At 67.3% G+C, this 15611-nt stretch carries 18 protein-coding genes; 12 read left to right on the plus strand and 6 right to left on the minus strand.

The genetic code is table 11. The features are described 5' to 3' along the window. Positions 1-401 precede the first annotated feature (401 nt). Entirely contained in the window at positions 402-602 is a 201-nt protein-coding gene (locus tag HJ588_RS19575; RefSeq protein ID WP_246242943.1) for a hypothetical protein, read from the minus strand. Here HJ588_RS19575 and HJ588_RS15665 point away from each other — a divergent pair. The 7 genes from HJ588_RS15665 (at position 517) to HJ588_RS15690 (ending at position 4718) form a co-directional block, all read left to right on the plus strand. Continuing rightward, entirely contained in the window at positions 517-897 is a 381-nt protein-coding gene (locus HJ588_RS15665) for a class F sortase (RefSeq protein ID WP_246242773.1), read from the plus strand. The two genes, HJ588_RS19575 and HJ588_RS15665, sit on opposite strands and share 86 nt — an antisense overlap. 407 nt (positions 898-1304) lie before the next feature. Then, positions 1305-2351: a DUF4192 domain-containing protein gene (locus HJ588_RS15670; RefSeq protein WP_171157391.1), complete on the plus strand. Its 1047-nt coding sequence runs from the start codon at positions 1305-1307 to the stop codon at positions 2349-2351. 74 nt (positions 2352-2425) lie between these two features. Further along, complete coding sequence (locus tag HJ588_RS15675) at positions 2426-2734, plus strand: hypothetical protein (protein ID WP_171157393.1); 309 nt, start codon at positions 2426-2428, stop codon at positions 2732-2734. A gap of 13 nt (positions 2735-2747) precedes the next feature. Further along, a complete protein-coding gene (locus HJ588_RS15680; protein ID WP_171157395.1) occupies positions 2748-2909 on the plus strand; it encodes a hypothetical protein in 162 nt (53 codons plus the stop codon). A 90-nt stretch (positions 2910-2999) separates the two neighbouring features. Beyond that, complete coding sequence (locus HJ588_RS19825) at positions 3000-3122, plus strand: hypothetical protein (RefSeq protein ID WP_281358927.1); 123 nt, start codon at positions 3000-3002, stop codon at positions 3120-3122. A 43-nt stretch (positions 3123-3165) separates the two neighbouring features. Then, positions 3166-3549: a hypothetical protein gene (locus HJ588_RS15685; RefSeq protein WP_171157397.1), complete on the plus strand. Its 384-nt coding sequence runs from the start codon at positions 3166-3168 to the stop codon at positions 3547-3549. A 488-nt stretch (positions 3550-4037) separates the two neighbouring features. After that, positions 4038-4718, plus strand: a complete 681-nt coding sequence (locus tag HJ588_RS15690) for a hypothetical protein (RefSeq protein ID WP_171157400.1) — start codon at positions 4038-4040, stop codon at positions 4716-4718. 391 nt (positions 4719-5109) lie between these two features. Here the strand turns inward: HJ588_RS15690 and HJ588_RS15695 are convergent, their stop codons facing one another. Both HJ588_RS15695 and HJ588_RS15700 read right to left on the minus strand, forming a co-directional pair. Further along, complete coding sequence (locus HJ588_RS15695) at positions 5110-5298, minus strand: hypothetical protein (protein WP_171157402.1); 189 nt, start codon at positions 5296-5298, stop codon at positions 5110-5112. Next, the gene (locus HJ588_RS15700; RefSeq protein ID WP_171157404.1) at positions 5295-6113 is read right to left on the minus strand and encodes a hypothetical protein; all 819 of its coding nucleotides are present in this window, start codon (positions 6111-6113) and stop codon (positions 5295-5297) included. The genes HJ588_RS15695 and HJ588_RS15700 overlap by 4 nt, the downstream gene beginning before the upstream one ends. Positions 6114-6382: 269 nt before the next feature. Between HJ588_RS15700 and HJ588_RS15705 the strand changes: the two genes are divergently transcribed. The 4 genes from HJ588_RS15705 (at position 6383) to HJ588_RS15720 (ending at position 11519) form a co-directional block, all read left to right on the plus strand. Next, complete coding sequence (locus HJ588_RS15705) at positions 6383-6730, plus strand: hypothetical protein (RefSeq protein ID WP_171157406.1); 348 nt, start codon at positions 6383-6385, stop codon at positions 6728-6730. Next, positions 6727-8163, plus strand: coding sequence for a hypothetical protein (locus HJ588_RS15710; protein WP_171157409.1), 1437 nt, complete (start codon positions 6727-6729; stop codon positions 8161-8163). The genes HJ588_RS15705 and HJ588_RS15710 overlap by 4 nt, the downstream gene beginning before the upstream one ends. A gap of 1025 nt (positions 8164-9188) precedes the next feature. Beyond that, entirely contained in the window at positions 9189-9971 is a 783-nt protein-coding gene (locus HJ588_RS15715; protein ID WP_171157410.1) for a C40 family peptidase, read from the plus strand. Positions 9972-10445: 474 nt separating this feature from the next. Continuing rightward, the gene (locus HJ588_RS15720; RefSeq protein WP_171157412.1) at positions 10446-11519 is read left to right on the plus strand and encodes a C40 family peptidase; all 1074 of its coding nucleotides are present in this window, start codon (positions 10446-10448) and stop codon (positions 11517-11519) included. Positions 11520-11866: 347 nt separating this feature from the next. Here HJ588_RS15720 and HJ588_RS15725 read toward each other — a convergent pair whose 3' ends face one another. The 3 genes from HJ588_RS15725 to HJ588_RS15735 all read right to left on the minus strand — a co-directional run bounded on the left by HJ588_RS15725 (position 11867) and on the right by HJ588_RS15735 (position 14985). Further along, on the minus strand, positions 11867-14179 hold the full coding sequence (locus HJ588_RS15725) for a heavy metal translocating P-type ATPase (RefSeq protein ID WP_171157415.1): 2313 nt from the start codon (positions 14177-14179) through the stop codon (positions 11867-11869). Positions 14180-14257: 78 nt separating this feature from the next. After that, positions 14258-14533 carry a heavy-metal-associated domain-containing protein gene (locus HJ588_RS15730; protein WP_171157417.1) on the minus strand — a complete coding sequence of 92 codons (276 nt, stop codon included), beginning with the start codon at positions 14531-14533 and terminating at the stop codon, positions 14258-14260. Positions 14534-14646: 113 nt separating this feature from the next. After that, positions 14647-14985 carry a metal-sensitive transcriptional regulator gene (locus HJ588_RS15735; RefSeq protein ID WP_171157418.1) on the minus strand — a complete coding sequence of 113 codons (339 nt, stop codon included), beginning with the start codon at positions 14983-14985 and terminating at the stop codon, positions 14647-14649. A 264-nt stretch (positions 14986-15249) separates the two neighbouring features. On the opposite strand from HJ588_RS15735, the gene HJ588_RS15740 reads away from it, so the two are divergent. After that, positions 15250-15600 (plus strand): NADH-quinone oxidoreductase subunit A, encoded by a 351-nt coding sequence (locus HJ588_RS15740; RefSeq protein ID WP_171157420.1) that lies wholly within the window; start codon positions 15250-15252, stop codon positions 15598-15600. Positions 15601-15611: the final 11 nt, after the last annotated feature.

A 15611-nucleotide genomic window follows, 5' to 3' on the forward strand; every position in this document is an offset into this window, starting at 1 on the left:
GTCAAGGAGGTCGTCCAGGGCTACGCGCGGCGAGTGAGCGGCCCCGTGGCGTTGATCCTGGCCGGGGTGTTAGCCGCGGTGGTGGGTGGCGTCGGCATGATCGCTACCAGTTGGTTGAGATCACCGCCCGCCGCGGCGGCCGGAACCCCGGCACACACCTTCCAGACCAAGGACCTCAGCGCGGCGCCGCCGGTGTCACATTCGGACACACCGGCGGCCGCGGGTCCTCGTAGTAGTCGTGCGACGACGAGACGGAACCAGCACGCGGCCGGGTCGTCGTCGCAGGCCGCGCACCGTGCGGCATCGACGCGATCGCCTCGAGCGACGACGCCGGCGAAGGACACCAGCTCCCGGACGAAGCCCGCGCGGTCGACACCGGGCGGGCAGCCGCCGAGCACGTCTCACAGGGCACCGTCGCCGCCGGCGAGGAAGACACCGACGATGAGCCCAGACAGCGTCTGGATCCCGTCGTTGGGTGTCTCGGTCACCTTGCGCTCAGAAGGGCAATCCGGTGGCCTGGCATCCATCCCGGTCGGAAAGACGCGGGTCGGCTGGCTGAACTGGACGCCCTCGTTGACCGGCCGGGCCGGGACGACCGTCATCGCGGGACATGTGACGTACAACAACATCCCCGGCGCGTTCTACAAGCTCCCGCAGATCAAGGCCGGCGCCGTCGTCTACACCACGACGCACACCGGGACGGTCCAGGCGTGGCGAGTGCAGTCGGCGGCCACCTACCCGAAGGGCAAGCTACCGGCGACGGTATGGGCGACCGGGGGAGCGCACCAGCTCGCCCTGGTCACCTGCACCGGCAGCATCGGACGAGTCCCGAAGCAAGGCGGCTACGCCCACTTAGACAACTTGGTGGTGATGGCGAAGGCGGTGGCCACACGCTGACTCAAAAGGACCGCTCTGGCGCTGGCTGCGATGTTGATGACACGGGTGAGTGTCTGCGTTCCCTCCGGGTCCATCCACAGTCGGAGCACCGCGGCGGTTCCCAACTGACCACACCCGACAACGCCTGCGCTTACCGGGCTGTTGTGACGGATCACGCTCCGCATGACAGCACACTGCTGTGGTGGGAAAACGTTGACGGCACAGCCGAATTCGCGTGGGTCGGACATCACGAGGACCCGATGCCGAGCCCGAGGAAGGCGTAGATCAGCAGGCGCCGCAGATGCGGACGAGCACGGTGTAGTTCGTGCACTTGCACTAGTGCAGGTGCCTGAACCTACGAACGTCTGACCGCCAGCGACCGCGGTCGCGCCTTATGGCCTACAGGAACGTCATAGAGAGGAACTCTGATGGATGACCTGCCACTGCTACTCGCCGGGCCAGGCGATGTCGTTGCCGTCATGCCCCACGTTATCGGAGCACGCCCGGACGGCTCGGTCGTCGTGTTCCCCATCGACCCGCAGCGGCCGGTGGCGCGTGCTGACATTCCGGCGACGAGCGAGAAGTACGGCGACGTGGCGCAGGGGTTGGCGAAGTCCTTCGATCGGTTCGCCGGCGGACAGGTCCTCGTCCTCGCCTTCACGGACCAACTGGAGCGTGCCACCTCGGTCTGCGACGCCGTCGCCGCCGCGCTCGAACCTGCAACGTCAGTCGTCGATCGGATCGCGGCGCAGGGCGACTCGTGGCTGCGGCTCGGCGACACCAGGCCCGAAGCGGTCAACCAGGGATCGATCACCCAAGCAGACCGCGATCGCGTCGCCGTGGCCTTCATCGGCAGGGGCCACCGGCAACCTTACGATTCTCTGAGCCAGCTGCGGGCGTCGTTCGACCCTGTCGAAGAGGACCTGTCTGCGGCGGTGACGGCTTCCGCGGAACAAATGGACCTTGTTGGTGTCTGGGCTCCAGCCGCAGCCTTCGAGCAGCGGTGGATGACGCACACGATCGAGGGGTTCGTGGCGCGACCGGCGCCGTTGAGCGCGGACGACGCGGCGCGCTTAATCGGCGACGTACAGAATGTGCCTCGGCGCGATCACGCGCTGGGGCTGATGACCCACCAGGAGTCCGGCGCCCACGCGGCACTCTGGAAAGACCTGCTGACCCGATCCCCGGAAGATGCCCGCACCCCGGTGGCCAACCTGGCGGCATTCGGCGCGTGGCTGCACGGGGACGGGATGGGCGCACGGCTCGCCCTGGAGCGCGTCACCGACCCGACGAACAGCCTGGCCAGCCTGCTCGATACGGCAATCGATCGCGGCGTCGATCCGGCGGGCTGGACGCCACCAGTAATCGAACCTCTAGACGGTCAAGAAAGGCCAGGAGGACCGGCCGAGCGACACGACTCGCGGCGCGAACCGCCCTCTCGGGAGGGTCCTGATCGGAAAGGGCCGCCACGATGAGTCGGCGGGCGACACCCGGCGAGACCTACTGGGCGCTGATCTCCACCGATGGGCACGAGGTCGATAGTCCGTGGGTGACCGTCCTCGGCAGCCATTGGGGCGTAACCGTCGACCCGGGCCGGCACCAAGAGCACGGGGGCAGGGTCTACACGAGCCGGGAGCGGGCCGCAGAATGGCAGGCGAGCCTTCCGGACGGAACGGCAGGTAAGCCGCTGGAGACCGCCCAGGTCGACTATCTGGGTGGGAGCTATTTCAAACGCCACGTCGACGATCTCGAATCGCCTGCCAGCGAACGAGTCACGCCCGTCGCGACCGATCCGCGCCGGGACAGCCCGGTCGCCGGCAGCGACCACCATCCTGTCAGGAACAACCTGAGACGCTGAGCAAGGAGCAACCATGCAGAACCAGAAACAGTGCACCGCCGAAGCACACTTGTGCACGCTCCTCGACGACGGCGACGAGAACAGGTCTCACCCCGAACCGGCGACCGATCAGACCACGGTCACCGGCTACGTGGTCGACCTCATCTTCCCGACCGAAGACGGCCCCAACAGCTGAACGTCCACGCGCAGTTGGCCGCTGGGGGCACCCGGCCTGCCTTAGGGGTGCAAAGAATCTCAGTGTGACAAGCCCCTGGAGGTGGGCTCGGTGACCGAGATCGGTCAACCGGCAATGCACTACCCCGACGTGCTGCACATGCCGCCCTGGGAACCGCTGCTGCTGGGCGTCGACGGCCAAGAACCGGGAAGCCAACCAAGCCCGACTGGTTAGCGCCGAACGCATTGTGCAAGCTCTGGCCGCGCACGGCGGCGACATGGCTCAAGCAGTCCAAGATCCGCGCGTCGTCGAAGGAGTGCGCGATCAGCTCGGGTATCGGCCACGGGGGGGGGAGGACGTCTACGACTATGAGGACGACATGATCCCCTCCGGCCAACACCGGTTCAACCAGCTCGAAGTCGCGATCGCGCACTGGGCGAAGTCCGAACCGCGGTCAACGAGCTACGTGCCGGCGTCGGCGTCGAACCCATCGACGGGAAGCACCTCCTGGCAGCGGCCGGGGGCCGAACCCAGGAACAGTCTCGAGGTCGCCGAGGCTCGCGCGGTGTCTCACGGGAAGGGCGCCGCCGCAGAACGGCAGCACGTCGTGACTGCCGACCCCATCACCGCGCTGCAGCCCGGAGACGCACCATCGTTCTAGATCACCGCTGCCCGTAGAGCCCGTTCAGATCGGTGCGGACTGGTCGCAGCATCGAGCCCGGAACCCAGCGCTGAACGACTACTGGATCGGGTGATTGCTCGATGTCGATCGCCTCGATAATCAGCGCGCGAACCAGCGGTAGGAGTGGCGTCGCCAGGAAAGCACGTACACCTGCCGGGGCATGTCGTGCGGGTGACTGCCCTCCCGCAACCACGCATGGCGGGTGCGAGAAGGCGCTGACCAGGTTCGCTCGTTCCGGGGCTGCCCCACTGGCGCATTATCGAACAAATGTCTGTATGTAGGAAATGGCCGACAGAAAGCCCGCGTCGTCCTTCGGGACTGTGTCGGGCGATACCGACCGCCCACCCGCTGAAGGGAACAGCCGTGGAACGCGCCATGCTGCGACTGGCACTCACGGTCTGTGTGATGGCCCTCTGGATCGTCACGCTCCCGCGGATCGCCCCAGGATCATCGCCTGGTGGCAGAACATGAACCTGGAAGCACATTGGGCTCTCGCAATCCTCGTGCTCGCCGCGCTCATGACGAGGGCTACCGTTCGCCGGGCCTTTCGGGTAACGAACACGCTCGATTACGAGCGAGTGGCCCGATCGGTATCGATGCCCGCGCCAGCCCGAGTCGCCGGCGCCTTCCATGAGTCATCGGACCGCGCCAACTACTCCCCACAGGTGTGGCAGCGGATCTGCCGGCACGAAGCGGCGCACGTTATCACCCTCGTCACGCGAGGGGGCACCTCGCGGTCGGTTCGACTCATGCGCGACGGCCTCGCGGCCGCCGGTGTCTTCGGTGGCTTCGATACCAACCTCACCGCGCAGGACCGCGCCTGGAAACACCTGGTCTGGAGCCTTGCCGGCTCCGTCATCGACGACGTCCACGACGAAGGCAGCAGTAGTGACATCACCAACGCCTTCCAGCATGTCCCGACCATGCTGTCCACCGGCCGACACCCCGAGGGTTACCAGGGCGAACTGACGATGGATCAGCTGATCATCGGTGCACGGGCACAGGCCCGCCTGCGGAGGAGCACCGCGATGTGCTGGAAACGTTGCCGAGCTCATGCACTCCCAGTGTGGCGTACTGCGGGCACGAGACCAGCAGTCCCTCGCCCCCGTGATCGGTCCAGCGATAACTCGGCGGCGGACGCTGTCTGACCTGGGTTGACCGCCGCATCACGCAGCGTCGGCCGACTGGTCACCGGTCAGGATGTGACCGCCAGGCCCCGTCGGTGCGCCTTCGGGAGGTCACACCCAACGAGAGGAACGCGATGAGCAACGAAGCTGCCGAGGGAGAGGCGCGAGACCATGGCCCAGAGATACAGTCCGAACGTCGCTCGGCCGTCATTGGCGCCGCCGAGGATGCCCAGGGTCGCCACCGGGTTGCCGAGGGAGAGGCCAGGGCCAGCGGGCGCAGTGGCGCCGAGCACGAGCGGGCCGCCGCCTGGGCGTACGACGACCCGTCGTCGAGCTACGGTCCGCGGCGCGGAGGCGGAAGTCAATCTCGTTCGTGAGGCAGGACGCGACCACGCGCCTCGCGAAATCCCCATCAGCCCGTTCCCTGAAACTGGGCGACCGTGTAAGGAGGCTGCGAGTGGCCGAAGCGCAACCAGTGCGCAGCAACCACAGCCTCATGCTCGCCGATTGGCGCCACCAGGTTCGACAACACCGTGACCGCCTCGATCGCCGAGCGCACATCGCATTCGGCCACGATCAGTAGTTCGTCCTCCATCGTCATGACGCAAGCACCGCCCGGTCGGGCACCACCGTCGCCGGCACCGACCGCAGCCGGTGCACCCGGTGCAGAACCCGCGGCGATCGCCGCCCTCGCTCCAGGAACCGGCACAGCGCGTCTCCGAGGCCCGCAGCGGCCACGAACTGGTCGGCCTCGTCCTCGCCCGCCAGTGCCACCTGCTGCTCTGCCCACGGCACGGTGTACGACAACGCCACCACGGCGGCGCCGATCAGCCCGAACACGGCCTGGCCATCGGTGAACCCTTGCACCAGGGCGACGGCACCGGTGACGAATCGCACACGCCAGGCGAAGGCAGCCAGCGGGAACCTGCCGAACACCCGGTCGAGGCCGCGGCTGACAACCTGAAGCAGCCGCCAGGGCAGCATCCAGAACTCCAGTGCCACGTCGTAACGGCACTGGGCCAGCCGGATCCGGCCGATCGCATGCGCGAGAAGTGCCGCGGCTTCATCGGGTCGGATCCGGCCACTGGCGATCGCCTCGACCAGACCCTGCGAGATGACCACGGTCCGCCGTCCTGCGGCACCGACGCGGACGCCGGCCGGCCGGTCACGCACCAGCAGTTGCACCGGAGTCGACACCAGGTTGAGTTCCTTGAGCACGGCGACCACCGGACGCAACGCGGCCAGCTCGTAGTCACGCGGTTTGCGCGCCCGTGCCAGCCACTGGACGGACAGGCTCTCGCCACACCCGGAGAGCAGAGCACCGAACGTCGCCAGGCCCACGACGAACAACGCGGCACCCGCCACAGGGTGTGCGAGTGCGCCCACGACGCACGTGACGAGGGTGCTCACCACCATGCCGGCACCGTCGGATACGGCCCGGCACACCTTCCGTCGACTCCTCATCGTCACCACTTCCTTTCTTCAAGCACTAGTGCAGGTGCCTTGATCTGGTGGCTGGTTGCCGCCAGAGCAAGCTGCGCTCCTTAGGGCTTGCAGAACCAAGTCTCGCGTGCACCCCGGACACGGCGCGGAAGTTATCCACAGGCGACCACCGCGTGGAGCGGGAGAAGGCGACTACCTGGCTGGATTACTGGAGACCGAACGAACCGAAGGAGACGCATCCCGTGACGACCCCGCCCCTGTTGCCGCACGACACCCAGGAGACGATCGCTGCTATCGCGAGGCTGCTGCATCATGCGGCCGACCGGACCGCCTGCCAGGCGGCCACCGAAGGCTCGCGCTCAGAGCTGCACGTCCTCGGCCTGGGCATGCACGTCGCGGCGGCGGAGGCCGCGTTGCTGGTGCCGGCGGATCTGGACCCGTACTGGCCGCAGCCGACCCAGGCCGACCCGCTGGAGCTGCTGCGGATTGCCGAACGGCTTGCCCGGGCCGTGCCCGTCAACGACGAGACGGCCGGTTTCTCCCAGGTCGTCGTTAGCCTCACGGATCTATTGCGCGAGGCCGGCTCGTGAGCACGTCGACCACGGTGGATCAACGATCGATCGGCGAGCTGCTGCTGGATGCCGACTACCAGGCCCGGAAGTTGCTGCTCGATGTCGACGGCGCCGATGCCGCCGCGATGCTGCGGACGTGGGGCGAAGTCGTGCAGGCAGCAGGTGACCTGTGGTCCTCCCTGCCGTCCACGCCGTACGTCAGCCCGCTGGACGGGGCCACGATGCAACGCCTGGAGACGATGAGCCAAGCCCAGCACAGGGCACAGCTGGCCCGAGACTGGCCAGGCGACGGACCACCCGATGAGCGACTGCTGGGCATGGCCGAAAACCTTCAGCGGGCCGCCGAGCTGGCCGCCGGCCCAGGGCGTCGCGTCACGCCGCGGTCCCCTGCCGCGTACGACGACCTCGACGCGGCCCGGATGCGGGTGATGCACACCCTGTACGTCGGCGCGCACGCCGTCGGGGTCGCAGTGCACCAGCACGTCAATGAGGTCCGGGCAACCGTGAGTCGGCACGCATCCGACCGGGAAACCCGTGACATCCCTCGAGGGCAGGACGCCGCCACCCGGCTAGCAGCCTTCGAACAACTCGCCGGCGGCTTCGTGGGCAACAGATTCAGCCACGTCATGGCCGGAGAGCACTACACGCCACCGACCGGCACCGGACGGCTGCACCAGGCCCTGGTCAGTTGGGACATCCAGGCGCACCGAACCCTGGCCGTGACTCCGAGCGCACCGAACCTGCACCTGGCCGCCGGCACCCAGGCCATGATCGCGACGGCCAGCACAGCGATTCTCGACGCCGCAGCCACCGCAGGTCGCGTCAACGGCGAGGACTACCAACACCGGCTCGCACCAGCGCTCGCTGCCAACCAGCAGTCGTGGGCCAAGGCAGCCAACCGCTGGGGCACGCTCAGCAGCAGGGGAGAACGCGCCGATCCGGCACTCGTGCACGCGGCCAATGAAGTCCGCGCAGCAGTGCACGAGATCGCCTTCGATCACACACGATGGGCCACGCCGGACGTGATGGCCGGCCGCATCGATCTGGCCGAGGCAGCCGCCACCGTCCAGCAGGCGATGATCGCCGGCGCTGAACTCGCCTGCGTGCACCGAGATATTGCCGAACGGGAACCGGACCTGACCGGATCCGCCCGGACCATCGCGGCATGGAGCCGTGAAGCGGGCATAGACGACGAGATCGCACTCATCTCGCCCGGCGATGTCTACGCCAATCGGGCCGTCAAACTCCCCGACCTCATCCGGCAGGCTCTGGTCGCCGATGCCGAGCAGCTCATCGACGTCAGCGAGGCCACCATGGCAGTGGCGGGAGCTCTGGCAGACGTGTCCCGGCGGGAGTCCGCCCCGGCACCAGGACGCCCGCAGTGCAGATCGGAAGAAAGGGACCCAGTGCGCATCCCAGCACCTGGGCGGCCACCGACCGCAAGTCGGTGACAGGCACCGACGACATCCGCCCGTGCGGTGCTGTACGAGGTATCCATGACCGGCAGGTGCGACGTGAGTCGCCGATTGCTCAACGTATTTCGCGATTGGTCCTGTTGCGGGATCGTCGCGCCAGCACATGGTGAGCAGTCGTGCGGTAGGTACGCAGGATGGGCGGCTTACTCCGACGAGCGGATGCTGGTCGGGCCAATCGCAGGCTGTTTCCGCTGTGCCGGTGGTGCTGGGGTGCACGAACGGGCGTCCGGTTTGTGCTGTTAGCCAGACACGCCAGCTGTAGCTTGTTGAAGAGCGCCGCAATTCGAGGGCGTCGGGTCCGCCGGGGTAGACCCTGGCATGCGACGGCCAGCGGTTGGCCGGGCTCGGCGAACGGGTCGATACCGTTGATCTGGATGGTGGGGGAGCCGGTGAATCCGTACCGGTCGGCGTCGCCTTGGTTGGAGACCACGCGGAGGTCGAACGGCACCGAGGCCAGGCCGGCCTCGTCGAGTGCCTGACGCGGCAAGGGGTTTGGCAGGCTGCTGGTTGGGGCAGTCCGATACAGGTGCACTTGGCACACGGCAGGGCACGTCGTGTCCGGGACCGGCGGTCGGGAACGGGTGAGGCCCCTCCATGTAGGTGCGGACGCGGTCCGCGCGTGGAGCGCTGCGCGTGCACGCCGTCTTGAAATATGAGACAGGTGGTGTCTCATATCCGGCCGGGTTGTGCGGGCTCTTTCGATTTCCGCGTTGTTGGTGCGGATCTTCGCCAACCGGCGGAACGCCGCGGAATTATTACGGAATGGTCACGGCCTCGCGGTAAGCGTTGATCGCGAGAGCCGCCGGGGGCTGCCGACGGCCTATGCACGGATACCTGGGAACAGCTTGGGAAACGGCGTCGCATGCGCCATAGTCGGTGACCGTGCCGCTGGCGCTTCGGGGAGTCGGCTGCGTGAACTGGGTGGGGCACTCGGCCCCAGGGCAACGGCGCCCGAGCCCGCATCGTCATCTATTGCAGTCCACCGGAAGGTCCTTTGCCTCATGGGTTCGTACTCCCCGCGCCACCTCAAGCGTGAGCCGAAAGTTCTGAACAAGGTCGGTCGCCGCAGCGTGGCCGTCGTCGCCGCGGGCGCCGTCGTCGTACCGCTGGCCGGCATGGAGAGCGCCTCTGCCGCTCCGAGCGCCGGTCTGGCGCAGGCAGGTCACGTGCAGGCCGCCGGTCACGTCCAAGCCGCAGCGGGTCACCTCGCCACTTCCGTCCGCGTCGGTCCGACTGTGCAGTACGGCTCCCGCGGCGCCGCTGTGAAGACCGTCCAGCGCAAGGTCGGCGGCCTCGCGGTCGACGGCATCTTCGGCCCGCGCACGAAGGCCAAGGTCAAGTCGTTCCAGCGCTCGCACCGGCTTGTCGTCGACGGCATCGTCGGCCGCCACACCTGGACTGCTCTGGGCGGCTACGGCGGTGCGCCGACGACCAAACCGAAGCCGGCACCGAAGTCCAACTCCTCGATCGTGTCGATCGCGATGGGCCTGCGCGGCACGCCGTACCGTTGGGGCGGTACCACCCCGGCCGGTTTCGACTGCTCGGGCTTCACCCAGTACGTCTATCGCCAGGCGGGCAAGAGCATCCCGCGGACCGCGTCGGCGCAGGCGGCCGCCGCGACGCGCGTGTCCAACCCGCGCCCCGGCGACCTCATCTTCTGGGGCTCGCCGGCGTACCACAACGGGATCTACCTCGGGAACGGCAAGATGATCGCCGCCCGTACCCCCGGCACCGTGGTCAGCGTGCAGAACCTGTGGGGCAGCCACTACTTCGCCCGCATCTGAGCTCGGCGCCTAGGCGCCACACAAGGACGAGAAGCCCCATCGGCCCCGGAGGTCGGCGGGGCTTCTCGCCGCCGTAACGCGCGCGGCAATCGGCACCGCGACTTTGCATGTACAGCCATCTCATATGCTGAGATTTACTGAGACGTGTTCGAGTTCGGCGTGTTGTTCGAACAATTTTCGCGTCGTGGATGTTACAAGCCGGTCACGACCGCCCCTTTCGTTGAAATTGCAACACTGGGCCACTTCCGCTCCGCCAGCCCCCGCCAATTCACTTGAATCACACCAGTCACAACCGCCACCTGGGCCCATCCGTACCCAGGAATCGCGTCTTTCACAGACGTAGTGGCACCGGCATAGTCAGTGCTCGTGCAGCGCCTGCTTCGGGGAAGGAGTAAGGCGACATCGGGGGATGCCACGGCACGCGTGACATCCCCTTTGCGCGTTTCTGGACTGAATGAGCACCGAGAGGGTCACATGACCACGATCACTACTCCGAGACATCGCAAACCACGGCCTGGCCTGTCAGCCAAGGTCGCCCCGGCGATCACCTCCCGCAAGGGGTTGGTGGTGACTGGAACGCTGCTCAGCGTCCCGGCCACCGCTGCCAGCCTCGTGCAGGCCGCTCCGTCGTATGCCGATCCCGGCAGCGGCACGAGCGGTGCGTCAGGGCAGCGCAGCAGCGCATCGACGAGCGGTGTGCGCACCGCCGCGCCGACCACCGTGGTTACCGTGCGCTACGGATCAACAGGCAGCTATGTCAAAACTGTGCAGCAACGGCTGGGCGGACTGGCGGTCGACGGCATCTTCGGGACACGCACGCTGGCGAAGGTCAAAACCTTCCAAAGCGCGCATCGCCTCGTTGCTGACGGCATCGTCGGACCGTTGACCTGGACGGCCCTCGGTGGCTTCCCGGGCTCCACGCCAACGCCGATGCCGACGCCACCCACACCGCCACCGTCGTGCAAGGTCTCCGTGCTTCGGTATGGCGCCACCGGCTCGTACGTCTCCAGCGCCCAGGGCAAGTTGGGCGGGATCGCGGTCGACGGCATCTTCGGCGCCGGCACGCTGTCGCGGGTGAAGTCGTTCCAGCGCAGCAAGGGCCTCGTCGCGGACGGCATCATCGGTCCGATGACGTGGAACGCGCTGGGCGGCTTCCCATGCGGCACCGACCCGACGCCGACTCCGCCACCCCCGCCGTCGACCGGTGAAGGCCTCTCAGCAGTCGTTTCGATCGCCCAGAAGTACCTGGGTATTCCGTACGTCTGGGGCGGCTCCACGCCGTCGCAGGGCTTCGACTGCTCAGGGCTCACGTCATACGTCTACAAGCAGGCCGGCCTCTACATCCCCCGGACGGCCAGCCAGCAGCAGGCGTACATGAAGAGAACCACCAGCCCGCAACCGGGTGACCTGGTCTTCTTCGGCTCACCGGCGACCCACTCGGCCATCTACGCCGGTGGCAACCTGATGATCTCCGCCGACCACCCCGGCACCGTGGTCAAGAAGGAAAACATGTGGACGACGCCCACGAACTACGGCACGTTGCGCTGACGCACCGGCGCGACTCCGGTCCACCCACGCGGCCACGGTCACTCCTTCGAGTGGCCGTGGCCGCGTCTTTGTGGTGAGGACACCCCGAGCCGCGTTGATTGGTATGGCGGGGAGTGCGATTGGAATCGAACCGGACTGCTACCGGTGCGAGCGGGACGGCGAACTGCGCGCCCTCGCTTTGCGACGATGGTGCGCATCGGCGAAGTTGGGTCGTCAGTCTTGACGGCGGTCCGTGAGGGTGCGGATGGCGCAGCGCGCGAGACAGGCCGCTGCCCACCAAGCCACGGCGCTGGCCCCTCGCGCCGCAGTCTGGCGGTGCGAAAGGCCAGCAGGCGAACGTGTGATTCTCATAACGACGACCGGAACCCTTTGAGCCGGAGGCTGTTTGAGACCACGGAGACGGAGGAGAACGCCATGGCGGCTCCGGCGAGCATGGGGTTGAGTAGCCCGACTGCGGCGATCGGGATCGCGATCACGTTGTAGCCGAATGCCCAGAAGAGGTTGCTCTTGATGACGCCGAGGGTGCGCCGGGACAGGCGTATGGCGTCACCGGCCACCCGCAGGTCACCGCGTACGAGGGTGATGTCGCTGGCCTCGATGGCGACGTCGGTGCCGGTGCCCATCGCCAGGCCGAGGTCGGCCTGCGCGAGTGCCGCGGCGTCGTTGACTCCGTCGCCGACCATCGCGACAACGCGTCCGTCTGCCTGCAGTCGCGTGACCACGTCGACCTTGTCGGCCGGCAGCACCTCTGCGTAGACGTCCGCCGCGTCGATGCCGACCTGGCCTGCGACAGTGTGCGCGACGCGTTCGTTGTCGCCGGTCAGCAGGATCGGCCGCAGCCCGAGATCGCGCATCCGGCGGATCGCCTCCGCGGAAGTGTCCTTCACCCGGTCGGCCACAACCAGCACCGCACGAGCCTGCCCGTCCCAACCGACCGCCACCGCGGTCTGCCCACGGCCGGTCGCTTCGTCGAACGCGGCTTGCAACCTCTCATCGAGATACTGCGACCACTGGTCCAGCAGCTGCGGGCGACCGACCAGCACCGCGTGGCCGTCGACGATGCCCTGCACGCCGAGGCCTTCGATGTTGGCGAAGTCCTCGACCTGGCCGAGTGCCCCGGCTTCGCGTGCCGCGTCGGCGATGGCGCGCGCGATCGGGTGCTCGGAGGCGTCCTCCAGTGCGCCCGCCATACGCAATACGAATGCCGGGTCCTCACCGGCGGCTACGTGCGTGTCAGCGAGGGTCATCTCACCGGTTGTGACGGTGCCGGTCTTGTCCAGCACGATGGTGTCGACGGTGCGGGTCTGCTCCAGCACCTCCGGGCCTTTGATGAGTATGCCGAGCTGGGCGCCTCGGCCGGTGCCGACCATCAGCGCGGTCGGGGTGGCCAGGCCGAGGGCGCACGGGCAGGCGACGATCAGCACCGCAACTGCCGCGGTCAGTGCGCCGGCGGCACCGGCACCCGTGATCAGCCATGCTGCGAACGTGCCGACGGCGATGGCGATCACGACGGGCACGAAGATGCCCGAGATGCGGTCGGCGAGCCGCTGGACGGCGGCCTTGCCGGTCTGGGCGTCCTCGACCAGCCGGGCCATCTGCGCCAGCTGGGTGTCGGATCCAACCCGCGTCGCGGCGACCACGAGCCGGCCGGACGTGTTGACGGTTGCCCCGACGACCGCGTCGCCGGCCGCAACCTCGACCGGGAGCGATTCTCCGGTCAGCATGGAGGCGTCCACCGCCGAGCGACCTTCCTCCACGATCCCGTCGGTGGCGATCTTCTCACCCGGCCGGACGACAAATCGATCGCCGACGGCCAACTGTGACACCGGGATTCGCTGCTCGACACCATCGCGAAGTACGGCGACATCACGAGCGCCCAGGTTGAGTAACGCCCGCAGTGCCGCGCCGGCGTTGCGTTTGGACCGGTGCTCCAGGTAGCGGCCGAGCAGGATGAAGGTGATGACGCCCGCGGCAGCTTCGAAGTAGATGTTCGAGGTGCCGTCGCTGCGCTCGATGGTCAGCTCGAAGGGGTGGCGCATGCCCGGCATACCCGCGTCGCCCCAGAAGAGCGCGTAGACCGACCACGCGAAGGCGGCGAGCGTGCCCATCGACACCAGCGTGTCCATCGTGGCGGCACCGTGCTTGAGGTTGGTCCAGGTCGCCCGGTGGAAGGGCAGCGCGCCCCAGACCACCACGGGCGCGGCCAGCGTCAGCGAGAGCCACTGCCAGTTGTCGAACTGCAGCGCCGGGATCATCGCCATCGCGACCACCGGGATCGAGAGTATGGCGGAGACGATCAGCCGGTCGCGCAGGTCGCGCAACGCCGAATTCGCCTCGGAACCATCGGTGTTCGCATCGTCGTCCTGGGCGTCGGACTTCGGTGGTGCGGGGAGCCTGGCGCCATACCCCGCGGACTCGACGGTGGCGACCAGGTCGTCGGTGGTGAGGCCGTCGCCATACGTGACCTTGGCCTTCTCGGTGGCGTAGTTGACCGTGGCGGTCACGCCGTCGAGCTTGTTGAGCTTGCGCTCGATGCGGTTGGCACACGAGGCACAGGTCATCCCGGTCAGGAGCAGCTCGACATCGGTAGCTTGGGAGATTTGGTCAGGGACCGTCGCTTCAGTAGCGGTGGTTGCCGGCGAGTCAGTGGTTGTGCTCATCGGCTCCTCCTTTGTCCTCGATTGCGTTGGGTGTCTGGGCCCGCCGTGTGCGGATAGCTCCGCCTGGCCGGGCGGAGCTCAGGCGAGGGCGTAACCGGCCTCGCGGACGGCAGCTTCGACCGTGTCGTGGGGGACGGGCTTGTCGGATTCGAAGGTCAGCTTGCCGGTGGACAGGTCGACCACCACGTCGCGGACGCCCTCGATCGCGGTGACCTCTTCGGTCACCGATGCCACGCAGTGACCGCACGTCATACCCGTGACGGTGTAGGACGCAGGCGCCGTACCGATCGCGACCGGTTGGGCGGTGTCGGTGGTGTCGGTTGCCTCGGTGCCGCAGTTGCAGGAAGTGCACATGGTGATGGGTGTTCCTCTCGTTGAATTTCTTGGTGGTACGTCTTCAGGTTGGGTAGCTGGACCGCTCGCGAAGGTGGTCCGGGTGTCGCCTGTGGGATGTGGCGTGTTTCGGTTCAGCTGCGGACCAGTCGGGAGATGGCGTCGGAGGCTTCCTTGAGTTTCTCGTCCGCCTCCGGACCGCCCTGGCGTGCCGCGTTGACGACGCAGTGCGCCATGTGCTCATCCAGCAGCCCGAGCGCCAGCCCCTGCAGGGCCTTGGTCATGGCAGAGACCTGGGTGAGGATGTCGATGCAGTACTGCTCTTCCTCGACCATCCGCTGCAGGCCGCGGGCCTGCCCTTCGATGCGTCGCAGCCGCTTCAGATAGGTGTCTTTGGTCTGGTTCGCGATATAGCTGTGCTGGGAGGTGCCGGCCTGTGGTGGGGCGTCGGCGGTCGTATCGGTCTTGGTCATCGTCGGCCCCTTCGGAGGTGGGATAACAGTCTCAACATCATACCCCCTTGGGGTATTCCTGAATGCTGATCATACATTACCCCCCTAAGGTATAAACGAGTTACGCTCTCACCGACGCAATGTGACGTCGGCGTCGCAATCGGGTTGGTGACCGAGAGCCTTGGGTCGCAGCTCACTTTCGACCCGCCGAAGAGTTCGGCGGCCGCGAGAACCGCGAGCTGTTGCTGTGACTGGGACGATCAGTGGACACGAAGGGAGCAGGTGATGGGCGACTTCGTCAGCATCCTGGCCGCGTTGGGGCTCGTGCTGCTCGCCGCGGTCGTGGTCCTGGTCGCCCACCGCCTGCTCACGGTGGGCACGACCAGTGAACCGGTGGCGCCCTACCTGTCTGGTGCCCGGCCGACGGAGCATGCGTTGTCTCGCTACCACGTGCGCTGGTACACCCTGACGTTGCTCTTCCTGGCTTTCGATGTGGAGATGCTTTTCATGTACGCCTGGGCGCTGGTGGTCGCAGAGATGGGCGCGGGCGCGGTGGTCGAGATGTTCGTCTTCCTCGGGTTGCTGATGGCGGGGGTCGTCTACGCGTGGCGGGAGGGTGCTCTGCGATGGGTTTGAGGACCTCGGCC

The organism is Flexivirga aerilata (assembly GCF_013002715.1).
Lineage (GTDB): Bacteria > Actinomycetota > Actinomycetes > Actinomycetales > Dermatophilaceae > Flexivirga > Flexivirga aerilata.